17 protein-coding genes are annotated in these 19,573 nt (G+C 67.5%); 15 read left to right on the top strand and 2 right to left on the bottom strand.

Features of this window, described 5'->3' with window-relative positions; all coding sequences use genetic code 11:
- Positions 1 to 90 precede the first annotated feature (90 nt).
- Together ctaD and serB are read left to right on the top strand one after the other, a co-directional pair.
- Positions 91 to 1,815, top strand: a complete 1,725-nt coding sequence (gene ctaD / locus A5694_RS19295; protein ID WP_064923933.1) for an aa3-type cytochrome oxidase subunit I — start codon at positions 91 to 93, stop codon at positions 1,813 to 1,815.
- A 58-nt stretch (positions 1,816 to 1,873) separates the two neighbouring features.
- Entirely contained in the window at positions 1,874 to 3,100 is a 1,227-nt protein-coding gene (gene serB, locus A5694_RS19290) for a phosphoserine phosphatase SerB (protein ID WP_064923906.1), read from the top strand.
- An 18-nt stretch (positions 3,101 to 3,118) separates the two neighbouring features.
- Here serB and A5694_RS19285 read toward each other — a convergent pair whose 3' ends face one another.
- Positions 3,119 to 4,504 carry a PE-PPE domain-containing protein gene (locus tag A5694_RS19285; RefSeq protein ID WP_064923905.1) on the bottom strand — a complete coding sequence of 462 codons (1,386 nt, stop codon included), beginning with the start codon at positions 4,502 to 4,504 and terminating at the stop codon, positions 3,119 to 3,121.
- A gap of 155 nt (positions 4,505 to 4,659) precedes the next feature.
- Between A5694_RS19285 and A5694_RS19280 the strand changes: the two genes are divergently transcribed.
- From A5694_RS19280 to A5694_RS19230, 11 genes are all read left to right on the top strand, one after another.
- Positions 4,660 to 5,514: an ABC transporter ATP-binding protein gene (locus tag A5694_RS19280; protein ID WP_064923904.1), complete on the top strand. Its 855-nt coding sequence runs from the start codon at positions 4,660 to 4,662 to the stop codon at positions 5,512 to 5,514.
- Positions 5,511 to 6,329 carry an NUDIX hydrolase gene (locus tag A5694_RS19275; RefSeq protein WP_064923903.1) on the top strand — a complete coding sequence of 273 codons (819 nt, stop codon included), beginning with the start codon at positions 5,511 to 5,513 and terminating at the stop codon, positions 6,327 to 6,329. Before A5694_RS19280 ends, A5694_RS19275 begins: the two co-directional genes overlap by 4 nt.
- Positions 6,326 to 7,060 carry an enoyl-CoA hydratase gene (locus tag A5694_RS19270; RefSeq protein ID WP_109535762.1) on the top strand — a complete coding sequence of 245 codons (735 nt, stop codon included), beginning with the start codon at positions 6,326 to 6,328 and terminating at the stop codon, positions 7,058 to 7,060. Before A5694_RS19275 ends, A5694_RS19270 begins: the two co-directional genes overlap by 4 nt.
- Positions 7,061 to 7,143: 83 nt before the next feature.
- On the top strand, positions 7,144 to 8,154 hold the full coding sequence (locus tag A5694_RS19265; RefSeq protein ID WP_064923901.1) for a histidine phosphatase family protein: 1,011 nt from the start codon (positions 7,144 to 7,146) through the stop codon (positions 8,152 to 8,154).
- Between the two features lie 120 nt (positions 8,155 to 8,274).
- Positions 8,275 to 9,369, top strand: a complete 1,095-nt coding sequence (locus A5694_RS19260; RefSeq protein ID WP_064923900.1) for a histidine phosphatase family protein — start codon at positions 8,275 to 8,277, stop codon at positions 9,367 to 9,369.
- A 145-nt stretch (positions 9,370 to 9,514) separates the two neighbouring features.
- Complete coding sequence (locus tag A5694_RS19255) at positions 9,515 to 10,627, top strand: histidine phosphatase family protein (RefSeq protein WP_328589412.1); 1,113 nt, start codon at positions 9,515 to 9,517, stop codon at positions 10,625 to 10,627.
- A 147-nt stretch (positions 10,628 to 10,774) separates the two neighbouring features.
- Positions 10,775 to 11,815 carry a histidine phosphatase family protein gene (locus A5694_RS19250; RefSeq protein WP_064923899.1) on the top strand — a complete coding sequence of 347 codons (1,041 nt, stop codon included), beginning with the start codon at positions 10,775 to 10,777 and terminating at the stop codon, positions 11,813 to 11,815.
- A gap of 120 nt (positions 11,816 to 11,935) precedes the next feature.
- Positions 11,936 to 13,006 carry a histidine phosphatase family protein gene (locus A5694_RS19245; RefSeq protein WP_064923898.1) on the top strand — a complete coding sequence of 357 codons (1,071 nt, stop codon included), beginning with the start codon at positions 11,936 to 11,938 and terminating at the stop codon, positions 13,004 to 13,006.
- Positions 13,007 to 13,040: 34 nt separating this feature from the next.
- Positions 13,041 to 14,009 carry a class I SAM-dependent methyltransferase gene (locus A5694_RS19240; RefSeq protein ID WP_064923897.1) on the top strand — a complete coding sequence of 323 codons (969 nt, stop codon included), beginning with the start codon at positions 13,041 to 13,043 and terminating at the stop codon, positions 14,007 to 14,009.
- 26 nt (positions 14,010 to 14,035) lie between these two features.
- A complete protein-coding gene (locus tag A5694_RS19235; protein ID WP_064923896.1) occupies positions 14,036 to 15,190 on the top strand; it encodes a THUMP-like domain-containing protein in 1,155 nt (384 codons plus the stop codon).
- 77 nt (positions 15,191 to 15,267) lie between these two features.
- On the top strand, positions 15,268 to 15,969 hold the full coding sequence (locus tag A5694_RS19230) for an esterase (RefSeq protein ID WP_064923895.1): 702 nt from the start codon (positions 15,268 to 15,270) through the stop codon (positions 15,967 to 15,969).
- Between the two features lie 8 nt (positions 15,970 to 15,977).
- Here A5694_RS19230 and A5694_RS19225 read toward each other — a convergent pair whose 3' ends face one another.
- Positions 15,978 to 17,249: a PQQ-binding-like beta-propeller repeat protein gene (locus tag A5694_RS19225; RefSeq protein ID WP_064923931.1), complete on the bottom strand. Its 1,272-nt coding sequence runs from the start codon at positions 17,247 to 17,249 to the stop codon at positions 15,978 to 15,980.
- A 126-nt stretch (positions 17,250 to 17,375) separates the two neighbouring features.
- On the opposite strand from A5694_RS19225, the gene A5694_RS19220 reads away from it, so the two are divergent.
- Positions 17,376 to 18,113, top strand: a complete 738-nt coding sequence (locus tag A5694_RS19220; protein ID WP_064923894.1) for an acyltransferase — start codon at positions 17,376 to 17,378, stop codon at positions 18,111 to 18,113.
- A 345-nt stretch (positions 18,114 to 18,458) separates the two neighbouring features.
- Positions 18,459 to 19,499 (top strand): ATP-grasp domain-containing protein, encoded by a 1,041-nt coding sequence (locus A5694_RS19215; RefSeq protein WP_234786563.1) that lies wholly within the window; start codon positions 18,459 to 18,461, stop codon positions 19,497 to 19,499.
- Positions 19,500 to 19,573 lie beyond the last annotated feature (74 nt).

Here is a 19,573-nt window from a genome sequence, read left to right as displayed (position 1 = left end):
CGACAGTTTGTAGGAGGCCTATACCGGCGCGGCGACGGCCGGGGTTAGGATTCGACCCAAGTTCCCGGGATGCCCATGTTTGGAGGAATGTTGACCGCCGAAGCACCCCCGCGCGCAGAACTCGAGCCGAGTCGGCCGTTCCCACCGTTGATGGGCCCCAAGGGCGGCCTGCTCTACAAGGTGATCACCACGACCGATCACAAGCTGATCGGCATCATGTACTGCGTCGCCTGCATGGTGTTCTTCTTCATCGGCGGCCTGCTGGCGCTGCTGATGCGCACCGAGCTCGCCGCGCCGGGCCTGCAGTTCCTGTCCAATGAGCAGTTCAACCAGCTGTTCACCATGCACGGCACGATCATGCTGCTGTTCTATGCCACCCCGATCGTGTTCGGCTTCGCCAACCTGGTGCTGCCGCTGCAGATCGGCGCGCCCGACGTGGCGTTCCCGCGGCTCAACGCATTCTCGTTCTGGCTGTTCGTGTGCGGTGCGACGATCGCGCTGGCCGGGTTCATCACCCCCGGCGGTGCAGCCGACTTCGGCTGGACCGGCTACACCCCGCTGAGCAACGCCGTGCACTCGCCGGGCGCCGGCGGGGACCTGTGGATCATGGGCCTGGCGGTCAGTGGTCTGGGCACCATCCTGGGCGGGGTGAACATGATCACCACCGTGGCCTGCATGCGCGCGCCGGGGATGACCATGTTCCGGATGCCGATCTTCACCTGGAACATCCTGGTCACCTCGATCATGGTGCTGATCGTGTTCCCGCTGCTGACCGCGGCCCTGCTGGGCCTGGCCGTCGACCGGCACCTGGGCGGGCATATCTACGACTCCGCCAACGGCGGTGAGTTGCTATGGCAACACCTGTTCTGGTTCTTCGGCCATCCCGAGGTCTATATCATCGCGCTGCCGTTCTTCGGCATCGTCAGCGAAGTGTTCCCGGTGTTCTCCCGCAAGCCGATCTTCGGCTACGTCACCCTGGTCTACGCGACGATGAGCATCGCCGGGCTGTCGACTGCGGTGTGGGCGCACCACATGTACGCCACCGGCGCGGTGCTGCTGCCGTTCTTCTCGCTGCTGACGCTGATGATCGCCATCCCGACCGGGCTGAAGTTCTTCAACTGGATCGGCACGATGTGGCGGGGCCAGATGACGTTCGAGACGCCGATGCTGTTTTCGCTCGGCTTCCTCGTCACGTTCCTGGCCGGCGGCCTGACCGGGGTGATGCTGGCCAGCCCGCCGATCGACTTCCACGTCAGCGACAGCTACTTCTTGATCGCGCACTTCCACTACGTGCTGTTCGGCACCATCGTGTTCGCCACCTTCGCCGGAATCTACTTCTGGTTCCCCAAGATGACCGGTCGCCTGCTCGACGAGCGGCTGGGCAAGCTGCACTTCTGGCTGACGTTCATCGGGTTCCACACCACGTTCTTGATTCAGCACTGGCTGGGCAACATGGGTATGCCGCGGCGGTACGCCGACTACCTGCCGACCGACGGATTCCAGCCGTTCAACATCGTCTCCACCGTCGGAGCTTTCATCCTGGGTGCCTCGATGCTGGCCTTCACCTGGAACGTCTTCAAGAGCTGGCGGTACGGCGAGGTTGTCACCGTGGACGACCCGTGGGGCTACGGCAACTCGCTGGAGTGGGCGACTAGCTGCCCGCCGCCGCGGCACAACTTCACCGAGCTGCCCCGGATCCGTTCGGAGCGGCCGGCTTTCGAGCTGCACTACCCGCACATGATCGATCGGCTGCGTGCCGAGGCGCACGTCGGCCGCCACCCCGGCGACGAGCTGTACGAGCCCGCAAACGCTTGATGAGTCCGCTGGGGGTGAGGCGGCGCCGGGTCGGGTCGGGCGGCCGCCGCGGGTGAGCATGCCCAAGGTGCCGGTGTTGATCACCGTCACCGGCGTCGATCAGCCGGGCGTGACATCAGCGCTCTTCGAGGTGCTGTCGCGGTATCGGATCGAGCTGCTCAACGTCGAACAGGTCGTGGTCCGCGGCCGGCTGACTCTGGGCGTGCTGGTGTCTGCAGTACCGGATGTGGCCGACGGATCGGCGTTTGCTGCCGAGGTCACCGCGGCCATCCACGGCGTGGGCCTGGACGTCACGATCGAGCGCAGCGACGACGCCCCGATCATCGCCGTGCCGTCCACGCACCGGATCGTGGTCCTGGGACGGCCGGTGACCGCCGCCGCCCTCGGGGCGCTGGCCAGCGAGATCGCGGAGATCGACGCCAACATCGACATGATCCGGGGCGTCTCGGACTACCCGGTGACCGGGCTGGAACTGCGGGTATCGGTGCCGCCCGGCGCGGCCGGTGAGTTGCAGTCCGCGCTGAGCCAGGTCGCCGCCCAGCAGCGGGTCGACGTGGCATTCCAAGACGCCAGCCTGTCGCGGCGGACCAAGCGCCTGATCGTCTTCGACGTCGACTCCACGCTGATCCAGGGCGAGGTCATCGAGATGCTCGCCGCCCGGGCCGGGGCCGGGGACGCGGTTGCGGCGATCACCGAGGCCGCGATGCGCGGCGAACTCGACTTCGCCGAGTCGCTGCATCACCGGGTAGCCACCCTCGCCGGCCTTCCCGCCGGTGTCATCGACGAAGTGGCCGGGCAGATCGAGCTCACCCCGGGGGCACGCACCACGCTGCGCACGTTGCGCCGGCTGGGGTTCAAATGCGGGGTGGTCTCCGGTGGGTTCCGGCAGGTGATCGCACCGCTGGCCGCCGAGCTGAAGCTGGACTTCGTCGCCGCCAACGAATTGGAGATCGTCGACGGCAAGCTCACCGGCCGGGTGATCGGGCCGGTGGTGGACCGGGCGGGCAAGGCCGACGCGCTGCGCGAGTTCGCCGACCGGGCCGGCGTGCCGCTGGAGCAGACCGTCGCGGTCGGCGACGGCGCCAACGATATCGACATGCTGGCCGCCGCCGGGTTGGGCGTGGCGTTCAACGCCAAACCGGCGTTGCGCGAGGTGGCCGATGCATCGTTGAGCTACCCGTACCTGGACACGGTGCTGTTCCTGCTGGGGGTCACCCGCGCCGAGATCGAGGCCGCCGACGCCCACGACGGAGTGCTGCGCCGGGTCGAGATCCCCCCGGAATAAGCCGGCGAGCAGACGCGGTCAGAACAGCGCGCCCACCACGATCAACGGCAACAACCCGAGGTCGGCGGCGATCGGGGTGCCGATCGCGTCGAGCAGGTTTCCGTCGGCGAGTTCGCTGGTGAAGATCTGGTAGTCCAGCTGCGGCAGGGTGAACAGCACCGCGCTGAGCATGTCCAGCGGTGGGATACCGGTGTGCGGCGGGAAGGTGCCGAACAGATCTTCCGATGTGGTGGGCACCATCGACAGCACCGAGAATTGGCTTCCGGGCAGCATCTCCGCGGATTTGACGAGTTGCTCAGCCCAGGACGGCAGCGAGTACACGTAGTTGTTCGGGTCGGCCAGATCCTTCAACGCATCGGTGACGCCCTTGACCAGGCCTTCGGCCAGTGCCTGCGGAACCTGTTGCAGCACACTGGCATCGGGCAGGAAGCCTAGCGGGGTGGGCAGATCGGCGAAGCCCTGGTCCCAGCCGTGTTCGAGGTTGCCGTAGCCCAGGTTGACCAGCACTCGCAGTGCCGGCTGCAGCAGGTCGACCAACGGGTCGCCGATGAACGGCAGCAACTGCAGCGGCGCCAGCAGCGGCAGGGTGTCGACCGGCAGCATGTAGTAGTTGGTCAAGGTGTCGGCCGCCGCCGTCGGCAGCGCTACCGCGTCGGCGATCTCCTCGGGCGTGAGCCCCAGGTAGGTGGTGTGCTCGAAGATGATGCCCAGCGCGGCGTTGAGGTCGGCCAGGAAGTTGATCGGGTACCGCGGGAAGTCGGCGAATCCGTCGTACTCGTGGGTGTAGATGTCGGTCGGGTACAGATCATCGGGGGTAGCACCGCTGAATGTGAGCCCCAGGCTGGGGATTGTCGGCATGCTGTCGTCGGGCAGATTGAACCGTTCCAGCATGCCGCCGTTGGGGTTGGCGGGATCCCCGACGAGCACGAAGTGCACCAGGTCGCGGGGCACGCCCTGCTCGGCGAGCAGCGACATGGCCACGGTCTCGACGTCGGCGCCCTGCGAATAGCCGAACACCACCACCGGGTTCGCGGCGTCCACCTGCCCGCCGGCGATCTGGTCCCCGATCGCGGTGGCCAGCAGTTGGGCGCCCTGCGCCTCGGACTTGTCGAACACCAAGCCGAACGGGCCCAGGAACGGGTAGAGCCCTTCGGGGGTGGTGACGATCTGCGTCGTGCCGGTGAATCCGCGCGGTGCCAGGTAATCCGCGACAGCGAAGTCGGCGTAGGTCTGACTCGGCGTCGGCAAGCCGCTGCCGCCGAGAATCAGTGCCGTGCCGCCGCCCAGTGAAGACGTGCCGTCGGCTGCGGTGAGCTGAATTTCGGGGGTCTGGGCGCCCGGCAGCGGGGAGGCGATGAGACCGGCGGCGAGCCCGACCGCGAGTGCATTGGGAAAGAGGACCATCGCAACCCCCTGAAATATGGCGCAGGCGATAGTGTGCGCGCACCATCCGGGAAATTACAACCTGCATGCCTTTGCTTCCCGACGCTGGCGCTGTGGGCGGTGCTACCGGCACCCCGGTCGGTTGCCAGGGGAGCGGGGTACGGCACCATAGGGCCGTGCCCGACACCGGACGCCCCGGCCCCGCTGCAGCGGCCGACCAAGATCTGCTGATCCACTTCGAGGGCGTTTCGTTGTGCCGTGACGGGCGCTCCCTGGTGGGCCCGCTGGACTGGTCGGTTGAACTCGACGAACGCTGGGTGATCATCGGGCCCAACGGGGCCGGCAAGACATCGCTGCTGCGGATCGCCGCCGCCACCGAACATCCGTCCTCGGGTATGGCCTTTGTGCTTGGTGAACAGCTGGGCCGGGTCGATACCACCGAACTGCGGGCCCGGGTCGGGTTGAGCTCCTCAGCGCTGGCGCAGCGGATCCCGGGCGGCGAAACCGTCCGCGACCTGGTGATCTCGGCCGGCTACGCGGTGCTGGGACGCTGGCGGGAACGCTATGACGCCGTCGACCACGAGCGGGCCGTGGACCTGCTGGAGAGCCTGGGCGCCGAACACCTGGCCGACCGCACCTACGAAACGCTGTCCGAAGGCGAGCGCAAGCGGGTGCTGATCGCTCGCGCGCTGATGACCGATCCCGAGCTGCTGCTGCTCGATGAACCCGCGGCCGGCCTGGACCTGGGCGGCCGGGAGGAACTCGTCGCCCGGCTGGCCGATCTGGCCGCCGATCCCGACGCGCCGGCGATTGTGCTGGTCACCCACCACGTCGAGGAGATTCCGGTCGGCTTCAGCCACTGCCTGTTGCTGGCCGAGGGCCGCACCGTCGCCGCCGGCCTGCTCAGCGATGTGCTGACCGCGGAGAACCTGTCCGCGGCGTTCGGGCAGTCGATCTCCTTGGACGTCATCGACGGTCGGTACTTCGCCCGCCGGACCCGCAGCCGGGCGGCGCACCGGAGGCGGGCATGAACCATCCACAGCCGCCGCCCCTGCCGACGCGACCCGCCGCGACGGTGATGCTGGTGCGCGACGGGGACAGCGGACGCGGTGCCCTGGACGTGTTTTTGATGCGGCGCCATGCCGCCATGCAGTTCGCTGCCGGTGTGATGGTGTTTCCCGGCGGCGGGGTCGATGACCGGGACCGCAGCGCCGAGATCGCCTGGGTCGGGCCGGACTCGTCTTGGTGGGCGCAGCGGTTCGGCGTCCAGACCGACCTGGCCGCGGCGCTGGTGTGCGCGGCGGTGCGCGAGACCTTCGAGGAATCCGGCGTGCTGTTCGCCGGCCCGGCGGATGACTCCCAACGTGTGGTCGCTGACGCCTCGGTATACGCCGACTCCCGCCGCGCCCTGGCTGCCGGCGATCTGTCCTTCGCCGAGTTCCTGCGCACCGAGAACCTGGTGCTGCATGCCGAACTGTTGCGGCCGTGGGCGAACTGGGTGACCCCGGAGGCCGAGCGCACCCGACGCTATGACACCTACTTCTTCGCCGCGGCACTGCCGGTCGGGCAGCGCGCCGACGGCGAGAACACCGAGTCCGACCACGCCGGGTGGGTCACCCCGGAAGCGGCGATCGAAGACTTCGCGGCCGGGCGCAGTTTCCTGCTGCCGCCGACCTGGACCCAGTTGGATTCGCTGGTCGGCCGCAGCGTGCAGGACGTGCTGACGTTGGAACGCCAGATCGTGGTGACCCAGCCGACGTTGGCCCGGCACGGCGACAACTGGGAGATCGAGTTCTTCGACTCGGCGCGCTACAACGAGGCGCGCGGCAAGCGGTGGCCCGGATGAGCGAATTCGTCACGGTCCACCCGTCGTCGGCCGGAGTAGCCACCCTGGTGCTGTCGCGTCCGCCGAGCAACGCCTTGACCCGGCAGGTCTACCGGGAGCTCACCGCGGCCGCCGCCGAGGTCTCGGCGCGCGACGACGTCGCCGCGGTGGTGCTGTTCGGCGGCCACGAGATCTTCTGCGCCGGTGACGACGTTCCCGAACTGCGCACCTTGCTGCCTGCCGAGGCCGAGCGGTTCGCCGGCGTCCGCCATGACGCCGTGGAAGCGGTGGCGGCGATCGGCAAGCCGACGGTGGCCGCGGTCACCGGCTACGCGCTGGGCAGCGGGCTGGCGCTGGCGTTGGCGGCCGACTGGCGGATCAGCGGTGACAACGTCAAGTTCGGCGCCACCGAGATCCTGGCCGGGCTGGTCCCCGATGGTGCCGGGCTGGCCCGGCTCACGCGCACCATCGGCGCCAGCCGCGCCAAGGAGTTGGCGTACAGCGGGCGGTTCTTCGACGCCGAGGAGGCGCTCGCGCTGGGCGTCATCGACGACATGGTGGCTCCCGACGGGGTCTACGACGCGGCGATGACCTGGGCCCGACGCTTCGTGGATGCCCCGCGTCAGGCGCTGGCAGCGGCCAAGGCCTCGATCGACACCGTCGCCACGCTGCCGCCGGCCGAGCGGGCCGCGGCCGACCGCCGCCGCTACGCCCAGGTGTTCGCCGCCGGACTCGGCGAAAACCCTCGATAATCACCCGTTCTAACTCTCTTATCAGCTAACGTTCAGTCGCGTGGCGACGTTCGCCCGCTTGCTGGCGTGAGGGAGAGAGACCAATGCAGCCACTTGGCCCCCGTCCGTGGATCACGGCGACCGTTGCGCTGGTCGCCGCGGGAGCTGTCGCGGCCACGCCGGTCGCGACACCGCTGCCCGACGTCGCCGCGGTGGAGGTCGTGCTGGCCGCCCAGGACATCACCCTGGATCTGGTGCGCCACGGCGAGTCGGTGGACAACGCCGAAGGGTTTTTGGGCACCTTGGCGCCGGGTGCCGAGCTCACCGAGCTCGGCCGGCAGCAGGCGGCCGACGTCGCCCCGGCGATTCATGAGGCGTTCCCGGACGGGATCGCCGGGCTCTTCGCCTCGGAGATGATCCGCGCCCAGCACACCGCCCAGCCGCTGTCCGATCTGCTGGGTATGGACGTCACGCACCTGGCCGGGCTCAACGAAATCAATGCGGGATGGTTCGAAGGCCGCGAACTCGACACGCTCACCCAGATCGCCTACGCCCTACCGACATTGCTGTGGGTCATGGGTCAGTACTGGGTGCCGATGTTGGGATCCACGATCGACCCCAACGGGGTGGCGTTCAACGACCGCGTCACCGACGCGATCGAAACCGTCTACCACCACACCGTGTCCGACCCGGACAACCCGCCGAGCAGCGCGGTGTTCGCCCACGCGGGCACGATCGCGATCTGGACGTTGATGAACGTCAAGAACCCCGACTTCGGGCTGGTCATCAAAGAGTTGCTCGACACCCACACTCCGCTGGCCAACACCGGCCAGGTCGTGATCGAGGGCAATCCGACCGACGGCTGGACGCTGGTCAGCTGGGAAGGGCACGAGGTGTCGGCCACTCCGGACCTGCTCACCGGATTGTTCGTCGACTGGCGCGATCTCACCACGGCGCCGCAGATCGCCGCCTGGCACATCCTGGAGGCCTTCCAGGGCGGCGACCAGGCAGACATCACCGCCGCCCTGCAGACCGGGTTCGACCAGGTCGTCGGGGCGATCACCGCCTTCCCGCAGGCGGTGATCGACACCCTCACCGGCGCGCTGAGCGGCTAGGACGCGCGCCGGAACGCCGGGCGGCCGATCTATTGACGTAGGAAAAATGTGAGCGTAGCTTCAGCGAAGTATTTGCGTTACGCGACGTAGCGTAACGGAAGCTCGCTGAAGGAGAAGACCATGCACCACACCCGCCCATGGATCACCGCCGGAGTCGCCCTTGTCGGCGCCGGCCTCCTCGCCGCCACTCCGGGGGCTGCCTCGATGTCCGGGCCACTGCCCACCCTCGGTACGCCTGACATCCAGCTCACCGCCACCGACATGGTGCTGGAGTTCGTGCGGCATGGGCTGTCGACCGACAACGTCCAGCTCATCAACGGCAGCGTGGCGCCCGGCGCGCACTTGGCCGACTACCCGGACCCGTACAACGGCTTCCATCAGGCGGAAGCGGTCGGCCAGGCGTTGTTCGACGAATACGGCACGGACGGCGTGGACGGGATCTTTGCCTCCGGCCTGGTCCGGACCCAGGAGACCGCCGCGCCGTTCGCCGGACTGATGGGCATGGATGTGGCGAACCTGTCCGGGCTCAACGAGATCAACGCCGGCATTTGGGAGGGCATCCAGTCGTCAACCGTGGACCAGTTCAAGGCGGTGGCGCTGTCGTACCTGATGGCCCCGATGTTGTGGACCTACGGTCTGTATTCGGTGCCGCTGCTGGGTTCCTCGGACTTCAACGGGATGGCGTTCAACGACCGCTTCGGCGACGCCGTTCAAGCGATCTATGACCACAGCCTCTCGCTTGACGACCCCACGATGCACGACGTGGCGTTTTCCCACGGCGGGGCGATCATGGTCTGGACGCTGATGAACGTCAAGAACCCCGATTTCGACCTGCTCTTGGAGCACCCGCTGACCAACACCAGCCGGGTGGTGATCGAGGGCAATCCGACGGACGGCTGGACGCTGGTCAACTGGGACGGGGTCGAGGTCTCCGCGACCCCGGATTCGATGACCGGGCTGATCGTCGACGTCCGTGACCTGATCGTGGCGCCGCAAATGGCTTCCTACCACATTCAGCAGGCCCTGCTGAGCATGGATCCGGACCAGATCACCTCGGCCATCCAGACCGGCTTCCAAGACGTGTTCAATGCCGTGACCCAGTTCCCGCAGGCGGTGTTCGAGACCCTCTCCGGAGCATTCGGTGATGCCACGAGTGGTGGCGTGGAGGCAACCAACGACGCGATCGGCGACGTGGTGGCGTCGCTGGCGAGCTGAACCGCAGCAGGCGCTTGGCCGGGCGTGGCGGGGTCATTCCGCTGCGCCCGGCTTCGTCTGTGGTGGCCCCAAACTATTGACATAGGAAAAACATCAGCTTAATCTGAGCTGAACATTTGCGCTACGCAACGTATCGTAACTGAACGTGTGCTCGCTGAAGGAGAAGGCCATGCACCACACCCGCCCCTGGATCGCCGCCGGAGTCGCCCTCGTCGGCGCCGGACTCCTCGCCGCCAGCCCGGCGGCTCCGATGGCCGGGCCGCTGGCCGCTGTCACCCTGCCCGGCATCCAGCTGACCGCCACCGACATGGTGCTCGACCTGGTACGCCACGGCCAGTCGGCCGACAACGTCGAGGGTGTCATCGGGACGCTGCCTCCGGGCGCGCCGCTCACCGCGGAGGGCGCTACCCAGGCGATGTATCTCGCCGACCCCGACAACCCGCAGCACCTCGCCGACCCGAGCTTTTACGACGGGATCTACACGTCAGACTTCCTCCGGACTCAGCAGACCGCAGCCGACTGGCTGGCCGCGGCGGGTGCGCCGGACACCCCGGTGACGCACCTGGCCGGACTCAATGAGCTCAACGCCGGCATCCTCGAAGGCACCTCCCAGTCCAGCCAGGCGACCGCGCTGCTGTACCTGGTGGCGCCGATGGCCTGGATGTTCGGCCAGTACTGGGTGCCGCAGCTGGGTTCGACCATCGACCCGAACGGGATGGCGTTCCAGGACCGGTTTTCCGACGCCATCGACCAGATCTACAACAACGCCGGGCCCGTCGATGCCGATGGCAACCTCAACGGCGTGGCGTTCTCGCACGGCGCGGCGATCTCCACGTGGGTGATGATGAACGTCAAGAACCCCGACTTCGAGCTCTACTTCAAGTCGTTGATGGCGGGGTTGCTGCCCAACACCGGCCAGGTGGTGATCGAGGGTAACCCGACCGACGGCTGGACGCTGGTCAGCTGGAACGGGCAGGAGGTGGCCGAGAACCCGGGCCTGCTCACCGGGCTGTTCGTCGACTTCCGCGACCTGATGATCGCCCCGCAGATGGCCAGCTGGCACATCATGGAGGCCCTGCAGGGTGGCGACCCCGCCGACATCACCGCCGCGCTGCAGACCGGCTTCAACGAGGTGCTCGCCGCGGTCACCGCGTTCCCGCAGGCGGTGATCGACACCATCACCGGGTCCCTGGGCGATGTGGCCGGCGGCAGTGCCGGCGACGCGGTCGGCGACGCGCTGGCATCGCTGGCGGGCTGAACCGCAGCCGGTCCTTGAGCCAGAGTCGCGGCGCATGAGCGGCTGAACGCACCCGCGCGATTGGCTGAAAACCCGGTATTGCCGGGCTCGACGTCGAATAGGAAATGTGATGTCCGTCACAAAATGTCCTGCCAGGGGAGGACGGACATGCAGCGACTTCTCAGCTGTTCGGGGATCGCCGCTGGAATACCGCTGGTCGCCGCCGGAGTCATCACCCCGGTAACGGCACCCCCGGCCGCCGCCGCGCAGCTAGACGACATCCGGCTCACCGCTACCGACATCACGCTGGATCTGGTGCGACACGGGGAGTCGACCGACGACGCCAACGGCATTCTCGGCACGCTGCCCCCCGGTGCCCATCTCACCGAGCTCGGCGACCAGCAGGCCGTCGACGTCGCCAAAGCCATCCAGCAGGAATTCCCCGACGGCATCGCCGGGATCTACGCCTCGCAACTGGTCCGGACCCAGGAGACCGCCGACCCGTTGGCCCAGGCACTGGGCCTAGACGTCCAGATCCTGCCGGGCCTCAACGAGATCCCCGCCGGGTTCCTCGAAGGCCAACCCCGCGACCTGGTCACCGAGATCGGCTATTTCGGGCCGATGGCCGCCTGGGTCCTCGGCTTGCTGTTCGTACCCGAGATCGGGTCCATCAACGGCGTGCAGTTCGATGAGCAGGTCGACGACGCCATCGGCACGATCTACGACAACACCCTCGCGGGCAATGGCCCACTGACAGATGTGGCGTATTCCAGCGGCGGGCCGATCGCGATCTGGGCGCTGATGAACGTCAAAAACCCGCCGATTTTCCTGCTGGCCCAGCAGCTGCTCCAAACGCTGGGTCCGCCCCCCAACGCGGGCCAGGCCATCCTGCAGGGCAATCCCACCGACGGCTGGACGATGCTCAGCTGGGACGGGACACCGGTCGTACAGACCCCGGACCTGCTCACCGGACTGTTCGTTGACTACCGCGACCTGGTCACTGCGCCACAGATCGCACTGTGGAACATCTGGGAGGCGATCCTGGGCGGCAACTCCGCCGACATCGCCACCGCGCTGCAGACCGGCTTCAACCAAGTCGTCGCCGCGGTCGAAGCCTTCCCGCAGGCGGTGATCGACACCATCACCGGGGCCATGGGCGATGCCGCCGGCAGCAGTGCCGGCGACGCGCTGGCGGCGCTGGCAGGCTGAACCGGCGTGTCGGTGTTACTGAACAAGGACCCGGGCCTTCCTGAAAATTGGGTGTTATCCCGTTCGCCAGTGGGTATGCAGCGTGGCGTCAACCGCGCCCGAAGTCTGCCAGGGGGAGATATGGACAAGCACCGACTTGCTACCCGCCCGTGGGCCACCACCGGCATCGCACTGCTTGGCACCGGCGTATTCGCCGTCGTCACGCCACTAGCGGCGCCCCCGCCCGCCGCAGCGGTCGGTACCGATATCCAGCTCACCGCTACCGACATCACGCTGGACCTGGTGCGGCACGGGCAATCGACCGACGACCTCAATGGCATTCTCGGCACGATGCCGCCCGGTGCTCACCTCACCGATTTGGGCGAACAACAGGCCGCGCAGGTCGCCCAGGACATTCAGCAGGAGTTTCCGGGCGGTATCGCCGGCATCTACGCCTCGGAGCTGGTCCGGACCCAGGAGACCATGCAGGCCCTGGCCGCCCTGCCCGGCATGCCGGACGTGACGGTGTTGTCGGACCTCAACGAGATCCCCGCCGGTCTCTTCGAGGGGCACCCCCGCGACCTGATCACCGAAGCCAACTTCTTCCTGCCGATGGCCTCGTGGATCCTCGGCAACCTCCTGGTCTCCGAGCCCGGCACCAACTACAACGGGGTGGTGTTCGAGGACCAGGTCAACCAAGCCGTCCAGACGATGTACGACAACACGATCGCCGACCCGAGCGGCGCGACGACCGCCGTGGCGTCTTCCAGCGGCGGGGACATCGCCATCTGGATTCTGATGAACGTCAAGAACCCCGATATCTGGCCGATCCTGCAGACGGTGCTGGAAAACGGCGGCCCGCCCCCCAACGCGGGCGAGGCCATCCTGGAGGGCAATCCCACCGACGGCTGGACGCTGGTCAGTTGGGACGGCATAGCCGTGCCGGCGAATCCGGATCTGATCACCGGATTGTTGGTCGACGTCCGCAATGTGATCACCGCGCCGCAGATCGCGCTGTGGCACCTGTGGGAGGCCATCCAGGGTGGTGATCAGGCGGACATCACCGCGGCGTGGCAGACCGGCTTCAACGACGTGATCGCCGCGTACGAGGCCTTCCCGCAGTCGGTGATGGACACGATCACCGGCGCATTCGCGGGCAGCGCCGGCGGGGCCGCCGACTCAGTCGCTGACGGCTTGCTGGGAGCGATCTGAACCGAGGTCGGCCCAGCCGTTAGGCTGACTCGCTATGACGAGTACGGACCCGACGCCGAACCCGCACGCCACCGCCGAGCAGGTGGAGGCCGCCCGGCACGACAGCAAGCTGGCTCAGGTGCTCTATCACGACTGGGAGGCCGAGCAGTACGACGAGAAGTGGTCGATCTCTTACGACGAGCGCTGTATCGACTACGCCCGGGGCCGCTTCGACGTGATCGTGCCCGCTGCCGACCGCGACAATCTGCCCTATGACCGGGCGCTGGAGCTGGGCTGTGGCACCGGGTTCTTCCTGCTGAACCTGATGCAGTCCGGGGTGGCGCGGCGCGGGTCGGTCACCGATCTGTCGCCGGGCATGGTCAAAGTCGCCACCCGCAACGGCAAGAACCTCGGCCTGGACGTCGACGGCCGGGTCGCCGACGCCGAGGGCATTCCCTACGAGGACAACACCTTCGATTTGGTGGTCGGCCACGCCGTGCTGCACCACATCCCGGACGTGGAGCTGTCGCTGCGCGAGGTGATCCGGGTGCTCAAGCCGGGCGGGCGGTTCGTGTTCGCCGGCGAGCCCACCACCGTCGGCAACTTCTATGCCCGCCGGCTGGCCGACCTGACGTGGAAAACCACGGTCGCCGCGATGAAACTGCCCGGGATGGGTTCCTGGCGCCGGCCGCAGGAAGAGCTCGACGAGAACTCCCGCGCCGCTGCCCTGGAGTGGATCGTGGACCTGCACACTTTCGAGCCGCGTGATCTGGAGCGGATGGCCGCCAACGCCGGAGCCGTGGACGTGCGCACCGCCAGTGAGGAGTTCACCGCCGCCATGCTGGGCTGGCCGGTTCGGACCTTCGAGTCCACGGTGCCGCCGGGCAAGCTCGGCTGGGGGTGGGCGCGGTTCGCGTTCGGTAGCTGGAGGACGCTGAGCTGGGTGGACGCCAACGTGTTGCGCCGCGTGGTGCCCAAGGGCTGGTTCTACAACGTGATGGTCACCGGGGTTAAACCGTCCTAGATTTCAGTGCCGACGATGTCGGCTACCTGAGTTCGACGGACGGCGCCGCCGCCCTGGCCGAGGTCGCCGGTTTCGCGTTGACCGCCGCCACCAGGGTCGCCGACATCGCCGCGCTGCGTGGCCGCTTCGGTGGGCGGACACCGGCACTGGCCGAGACCATTCTGCTGCGCCGGCGGGCGTCGGCCAAGCTGGCCGAGCTGCCGGGCACGGCGCAGTGGCTGTTCACCGACGAGGCGCTGCAACAGGCCAGCGCCGCGCCGGTGGCACGGCGCCGGGCACAGCGGATCAAAGCCAGCGCGCCGGATGCCGTCGTCCACGATGTGACGTGCTCCATCGGTACCGAACTGGCGGCACTGTCCGAGGTCAGCGCTACGGCGCTGGGCAGCGACCTGGACCCGGTGCGGCTGGCAATGGCACGCCACAATCTGGGCGGGGCAAATCTGGTCCGGGCCGACGCACTGGCCCCGGTCACCCGCGACACGGTGGTGCTGGCCGACCCGGGCCGCCGCAGTGGGGGACGGCGCCGCTTCGACCCGGCCGACTACCAACCCGCCCTGGACCGCCTGCTGCATGTCTATGCGCAGCGCGAACTCGTCGTAAAGACTGCTCCTGGAATCGATTTCGATAAGGTGCGACAGCTGGGTTTTGACGGCGAGATCGAAGTCAGTTCATGGCGGGCCTCGGTACGTGAGGCCTGCCTGTGGTCACCCGGCCTGGCTGACCCCGGGGTGCGCCGCCGCGCTGTGATCCTGGACCGCGACGAGCAGATCACCGACGCCGAACCCGCCGATTGCGACGTGCGCCCGGCGGGGCGGTGGATCATCGATCCGGACGGCGCGGTGGTGCGGGCCGGTCTGGTCCGCCAATACGGTGCCCGGCACGGGCTCTGGCAGCTCGATCCCGATATCGCCTACCTGTCCGGGGATGAGTTGCCCTGCGGGGTACGCGGGTTCGAGGTACTCGATTCGTTGGCCTACAGCGAGAAGCGCCTGCGTCAGGCGCTGGCGGCCCGCGACTGCGGCACGTGCGAGATCCTGGTCCGCGGCGTCGACCTCGATCCCGACGTGCTCCGGCGCCGCCTGCGGCTGCGCGGTGACCGGGCACTATCGGTGGTGATCACCCGGCTCGGGGCGGGGGCCGCGGCCCGGCCGATTGCGTTCGTCTGCCATCCTTCCCGCTGAATAGCCCGGTAGGCTATCGACTCCGGGCCATTCCTGCTTGCTGCGGCAAGTCGAGACAAAGCGAGACGAAACCGACGATGCGCATTCTGGTGGCCGCCCTGTTGGCGGGCGGGGCAGTGGGCGGGTGGCTGGGGCTGCCGGGTCTGCCCGCGGCGATCGCGGCTTCGCCGTGTGCCGAACTCGGCGGAACCATCGAGTCCGGGGGGCTGTGTCATGTCCACTCCTCGACCGCCAATTACACGCTCGACATGAAGTTCCCGGTCGACTACCCCGATCAGCAGGCGCTCACCGCCTACCTGGTGCAGAACCGCGACGGCTTCCTGACCGTGGCCAAGTCGCCCGGCTCACGCGACATGCCCTACGAAATGGACGCCACCTCCGAGCAGCACCGTTCAGGCCAGGCGCCCAAGGGAACTCACAGCGTCGTGCTCAAGATCTTCCAGGACCTCGGCGGCCCGCAGCCGTCGACCTGGTACCAGTCGTTCAACTACGATCTGGCGGCGCGTAAGCCGATCACCTTCGAAACTCTGTTCGCACCGGGCAGCAAGCCATTGGAAGCGATCTTTCCGGTGGTGCAGCGCGACCTCGAGCGCCAGACCGGGGTGCCGGCGATCCTGATTTCGACCGGTTCGGGCATGGACCCCTCGCACTACCAGAACTTCGCCATCACCAACGAGGACGTGATCTTCTACTTCGCGCCCGGCGAGCTGCTGCCGATGAGCGCCGGTGCCACCTCGGTGAAGGTGCCGCGCGCCGCGCTGCCGCCGCTGGCCGTTTGAGTGGTGGTTCAGGCCGGGGCGAAGCTGAAGACCTGCCCGGCGCTGGTGGCGACCACCACCCGCCGGTCACGGCCGACGGAGACCCCGAGCGGAAACCCGCGCGATTCCGGCAGCGGATAGCTGTTGACGGTATGGCCGTCGTTGGGGTCGAACACCAGCAGCGACAACCCGGCCGGCCCGACACTGGTGCCCGCGACGACGGTGTAGCCGACCTTTCCGGCCAGGCTCGACGACGACAGCGGGGTGGTGTCGTCGCGGCGCCACACCTGCTCGGCGTAGTCGCCGCGGTCGGCGAACGCCACCAGGTCGGTGTCCGGGCCGCCGCCGGAGACGATCAGCCCGCCGGGCGTCACCGCCGGCGGTGTCTGCGCCAGGAACTTCAGCGGCACCGACCATTTCGCCTTGCCGTCGGCGGCGTTGATCGCCCACAGCCGTTGGTCGCGTCCATTGACGTAGACGGTGGTGCCGTCGGCCGAGAGCACCGGGCTGGCCAGCACTCCGGCGGCGACGGCGTCGCTGGTCCACTCCTGAGTGAGCAGGGGAGTGCCGCCCGGGTGGTACTTGATGCCGACGAGGCCGGACTCCTTGGCGCCCGGCTGCCACAGGCTCACCACCACGGTGTTGCTGGCCGGGGAGTAGGCGGGCGCGGCGGCGACCGGGCAGTCCGGGCGGGCGGCGGCGCAGTCAGCCAAGCCGCGACGGAAGTCGGTCGGGTCGATGCCGTCCACCAGGTCCAGCGGCGTGCCCACGACGGTGCCGCGGTGCGCGTCGAAAACCAGGGTCTGCCCCAGGTGGGTCACCACCAGCAGCAGGCCGTCACCGAGGATCCGCGGGGTCGAGGGCATCCCGATCACCGGTGCCCGCCAGCGGATCCACTGGGTGGGTGGAAAAGACAGCATCGCGCCCGGCTGGCCGACATAAACGTTGTCGAAGCCGTCGATGAGCGGGCCGAAGAATCCGCCCCCCTGGTGCAGCCGGGTGCACCAGCGCTGCCGGCCGTGGTCGGCGTTCTCCCACTGCATCAGCGAACAGCCGGCCTCGGTCTGGGAGTTGAGCACCAGCCAGCCGTGCACGCCGAGCGCCGGACCGGCTCCCAGCTCGCCCTTGACCGACCGGGTCCAGTCCAACTGCAGGTCGGTGGCCCCGGCGGTGGCGGTGTTGCTGCTGTTGGCGGCATCGCCGTACTGGGCGGGCCAGCCCGGTGCGGGGGCGGCGTCCACCCACGAATCGGTGTTGGCGCAGCCGCCCAGCGGCAATGTCGCCAGCGTCACCGCCGTCACCGCGACGATTGCCAGGACACCGCGTCGCCGCAACACAGTGGCAATCCCCCATCATCGGCAGGCCAGTGAACGAGTCCAGGTGAGGGTAGCGCGTGGCAAGAACGCGCTCGCGTAGGCTTTCCGGCCATGACGACCATGTGGGGTGCTCCGATCCACAAACGCTGGCGTGGTTCGCGTCTGCGGGATCCGCGTCAGGCCCGCTTTCTCACGCTGGCCTCGCTGCGCTGGGTGCTGGCCAACCGGGCCTACACCCCGTGGTACCTGGTGCGTTACTGGCGGCTGCTGAAGTTCAAGCTGGCCAACCCGCACGTCATCACCCGCGGCATGGTGTTCCTGGGCAAAGGCGTCGAGATTCAGGCCACCCCGGAACTGTCCGAGCTGGAGATCGGCCGCTGGGTGCACATCGGCGACAAGAACACCATTCGGGCGCACGAGGGCTCGCTGCGCATCGGCGACAAAGTGGTGCTGGGGCGTGACAACGTCATCAACACCTATCTCGACATCGAGCTCGGCGATTCGGTGCTGATGGCGGACTGGTGCTATGTCTGCGACTTCGACCACAAGATGGACGACATCACCGTGCCCATCAAGGACCAGGGCATCGTCAAGAGCCCGGTGCGGATCGGGCCCGACACCTGGATCGCGGCCAAGGTCACCATCCTGCGTGAGACCAGCGTCGGCCGCGGCTGCGTGCTGGGCGCCCACGCTGTGGTCAAGGGTGTCATCCCGGACTACTCGATCGCGGTGGGCGCGCCGGCCAAGGTGGTCAAGAACCGCAAGCTGGCCTGGGAGACCTCGGCCGCCGAGCGGGCCGAGCTGGCCGCTGCGCTGGCCGACATCGAACGCAAGAAAGCGGCACGCTGAGGCTCGCCGACTCCTGAACTCTCCAACTGGGGCGGCCCCGCGGGCGGATGCGCGCCGGTGCCCGGCGGGTACGGTGGATTGCGGAAGCGCACGCAGAAAGCCCGAAATATTGGAGGGATTTTGCAGAATTCCGCTGGAATCATTGCTGAGCGGACCTCGGAAAAGCGCCGGAACCCCGACAAGGGTTATATTGCGTTACTCGGCTGGAGTCTCAACGCCATCGATGCGGTGGACCGTTTCGATCGCCGATATGTGGTGGTGGCGCCGGACTGGGCCGAAGAATATTGTCAGCAGCACGACATCCCGTACCTCGCCTGGAATTTCGAGCGTCTCAATGAGCGGTCGATGGAGATCGCCGAAACCCTCAAGGAGCGCGGCGTCGACGTGGCGATCCCGCTCTTCGAGGAGACCGTGGAATGGGCCGGGGCCATCAACTCCGTCCTGCTGGACAACCCGCGACTGCTCGGCCAAGCCATGCTGCTGCGAGACAAGTCGCTGATGAAGCGCCGCGCCCAGCTGGGCGGGATCCGGGTGGGCATCTTCGAGGAGGCGCACGACCGCGACGACGTCATCCGGTTCCTCAAGCGGGTCAACCAGACGTTGTTGAAACTCGACGGCGACCCCAACGACCCGATCCACTTCAAGGCCTTCGACAAGGCCGGCTGCCTGGGGCACCGGGTGATTCGTGCTCCCGATGACATTGACTCGATTCCCGACGAAGAATTCCCGGCGCTGATGGAATCACATCTCGACGGCTGGGAATTCGCCGTCGAAGCCTGGGTGCACAACGGGAAGATTCGGTTTCTCAATATTTCCGAGTACGTCACCCTCGGCTATTCGGTGTTCGTACCGGCGTCACCGGAATTGGAACGTTACCGGCCGCAGATCACCGCGCAGATCGAGAAGCTGATCAAGACGTTCGACATCGATTTCGGCTTTGTCCACCCGGAATATTTCGTGACCAGCGACGGGGAGATGTACTTCGGTGAGGTCGCCTACCGGCCGCCGGGCTTCAAGGTCTTCGAACTGCTGGAGCGCGTCTACGGCTTCAACGGCTATCAGGGCCTGGTGCTGGCGTTCGACCCGAAAACCACCGAGGACGAACTCGAGCAGTTCTTCCCGCGCGAGGTCGTCGACGCCAGCGGGCACGCGGGCTGTTTCGGGGTGTATCCGCGCCGGCGGGTGGTCAGCACGCTGGCCATCCCCGAGGAGACCGAGGATCACCAATACTTCGAATCGCACGAACTCACCGCACCGCTGGAAGAGACTGTCACCAAGCGCACCGCATTCGGCACCCACTGGGGTCTGGTCTACTTCTCCGGTGAGGATCCGTATGAGATGCGGCGGTTGCTCAAGCGACAAGAAGACCTTGACTTCTACGTCTGAGGTGGCGGCGGCACGCACGTGAGGAACCCGTTGAGGTGACTGGGAATCCACCGCGGAGTCAGGCAAACGGTGAC

The organism is Mycolicibacter sinensis (genome assembly GCF_001667945.1).
Classification (GTDB): Bacteria; Actinomycetota; Actinomycetes; order Mycobacteriales; family Mycobacteriaceae; genus Mycobacterium; species Mycobacterium sinense_B.
The sequence above is the reverse complement of the archived record's forward strand: the minus strand, read 5'-3'. Positions and strand labels throughout refer to the sequence as shown.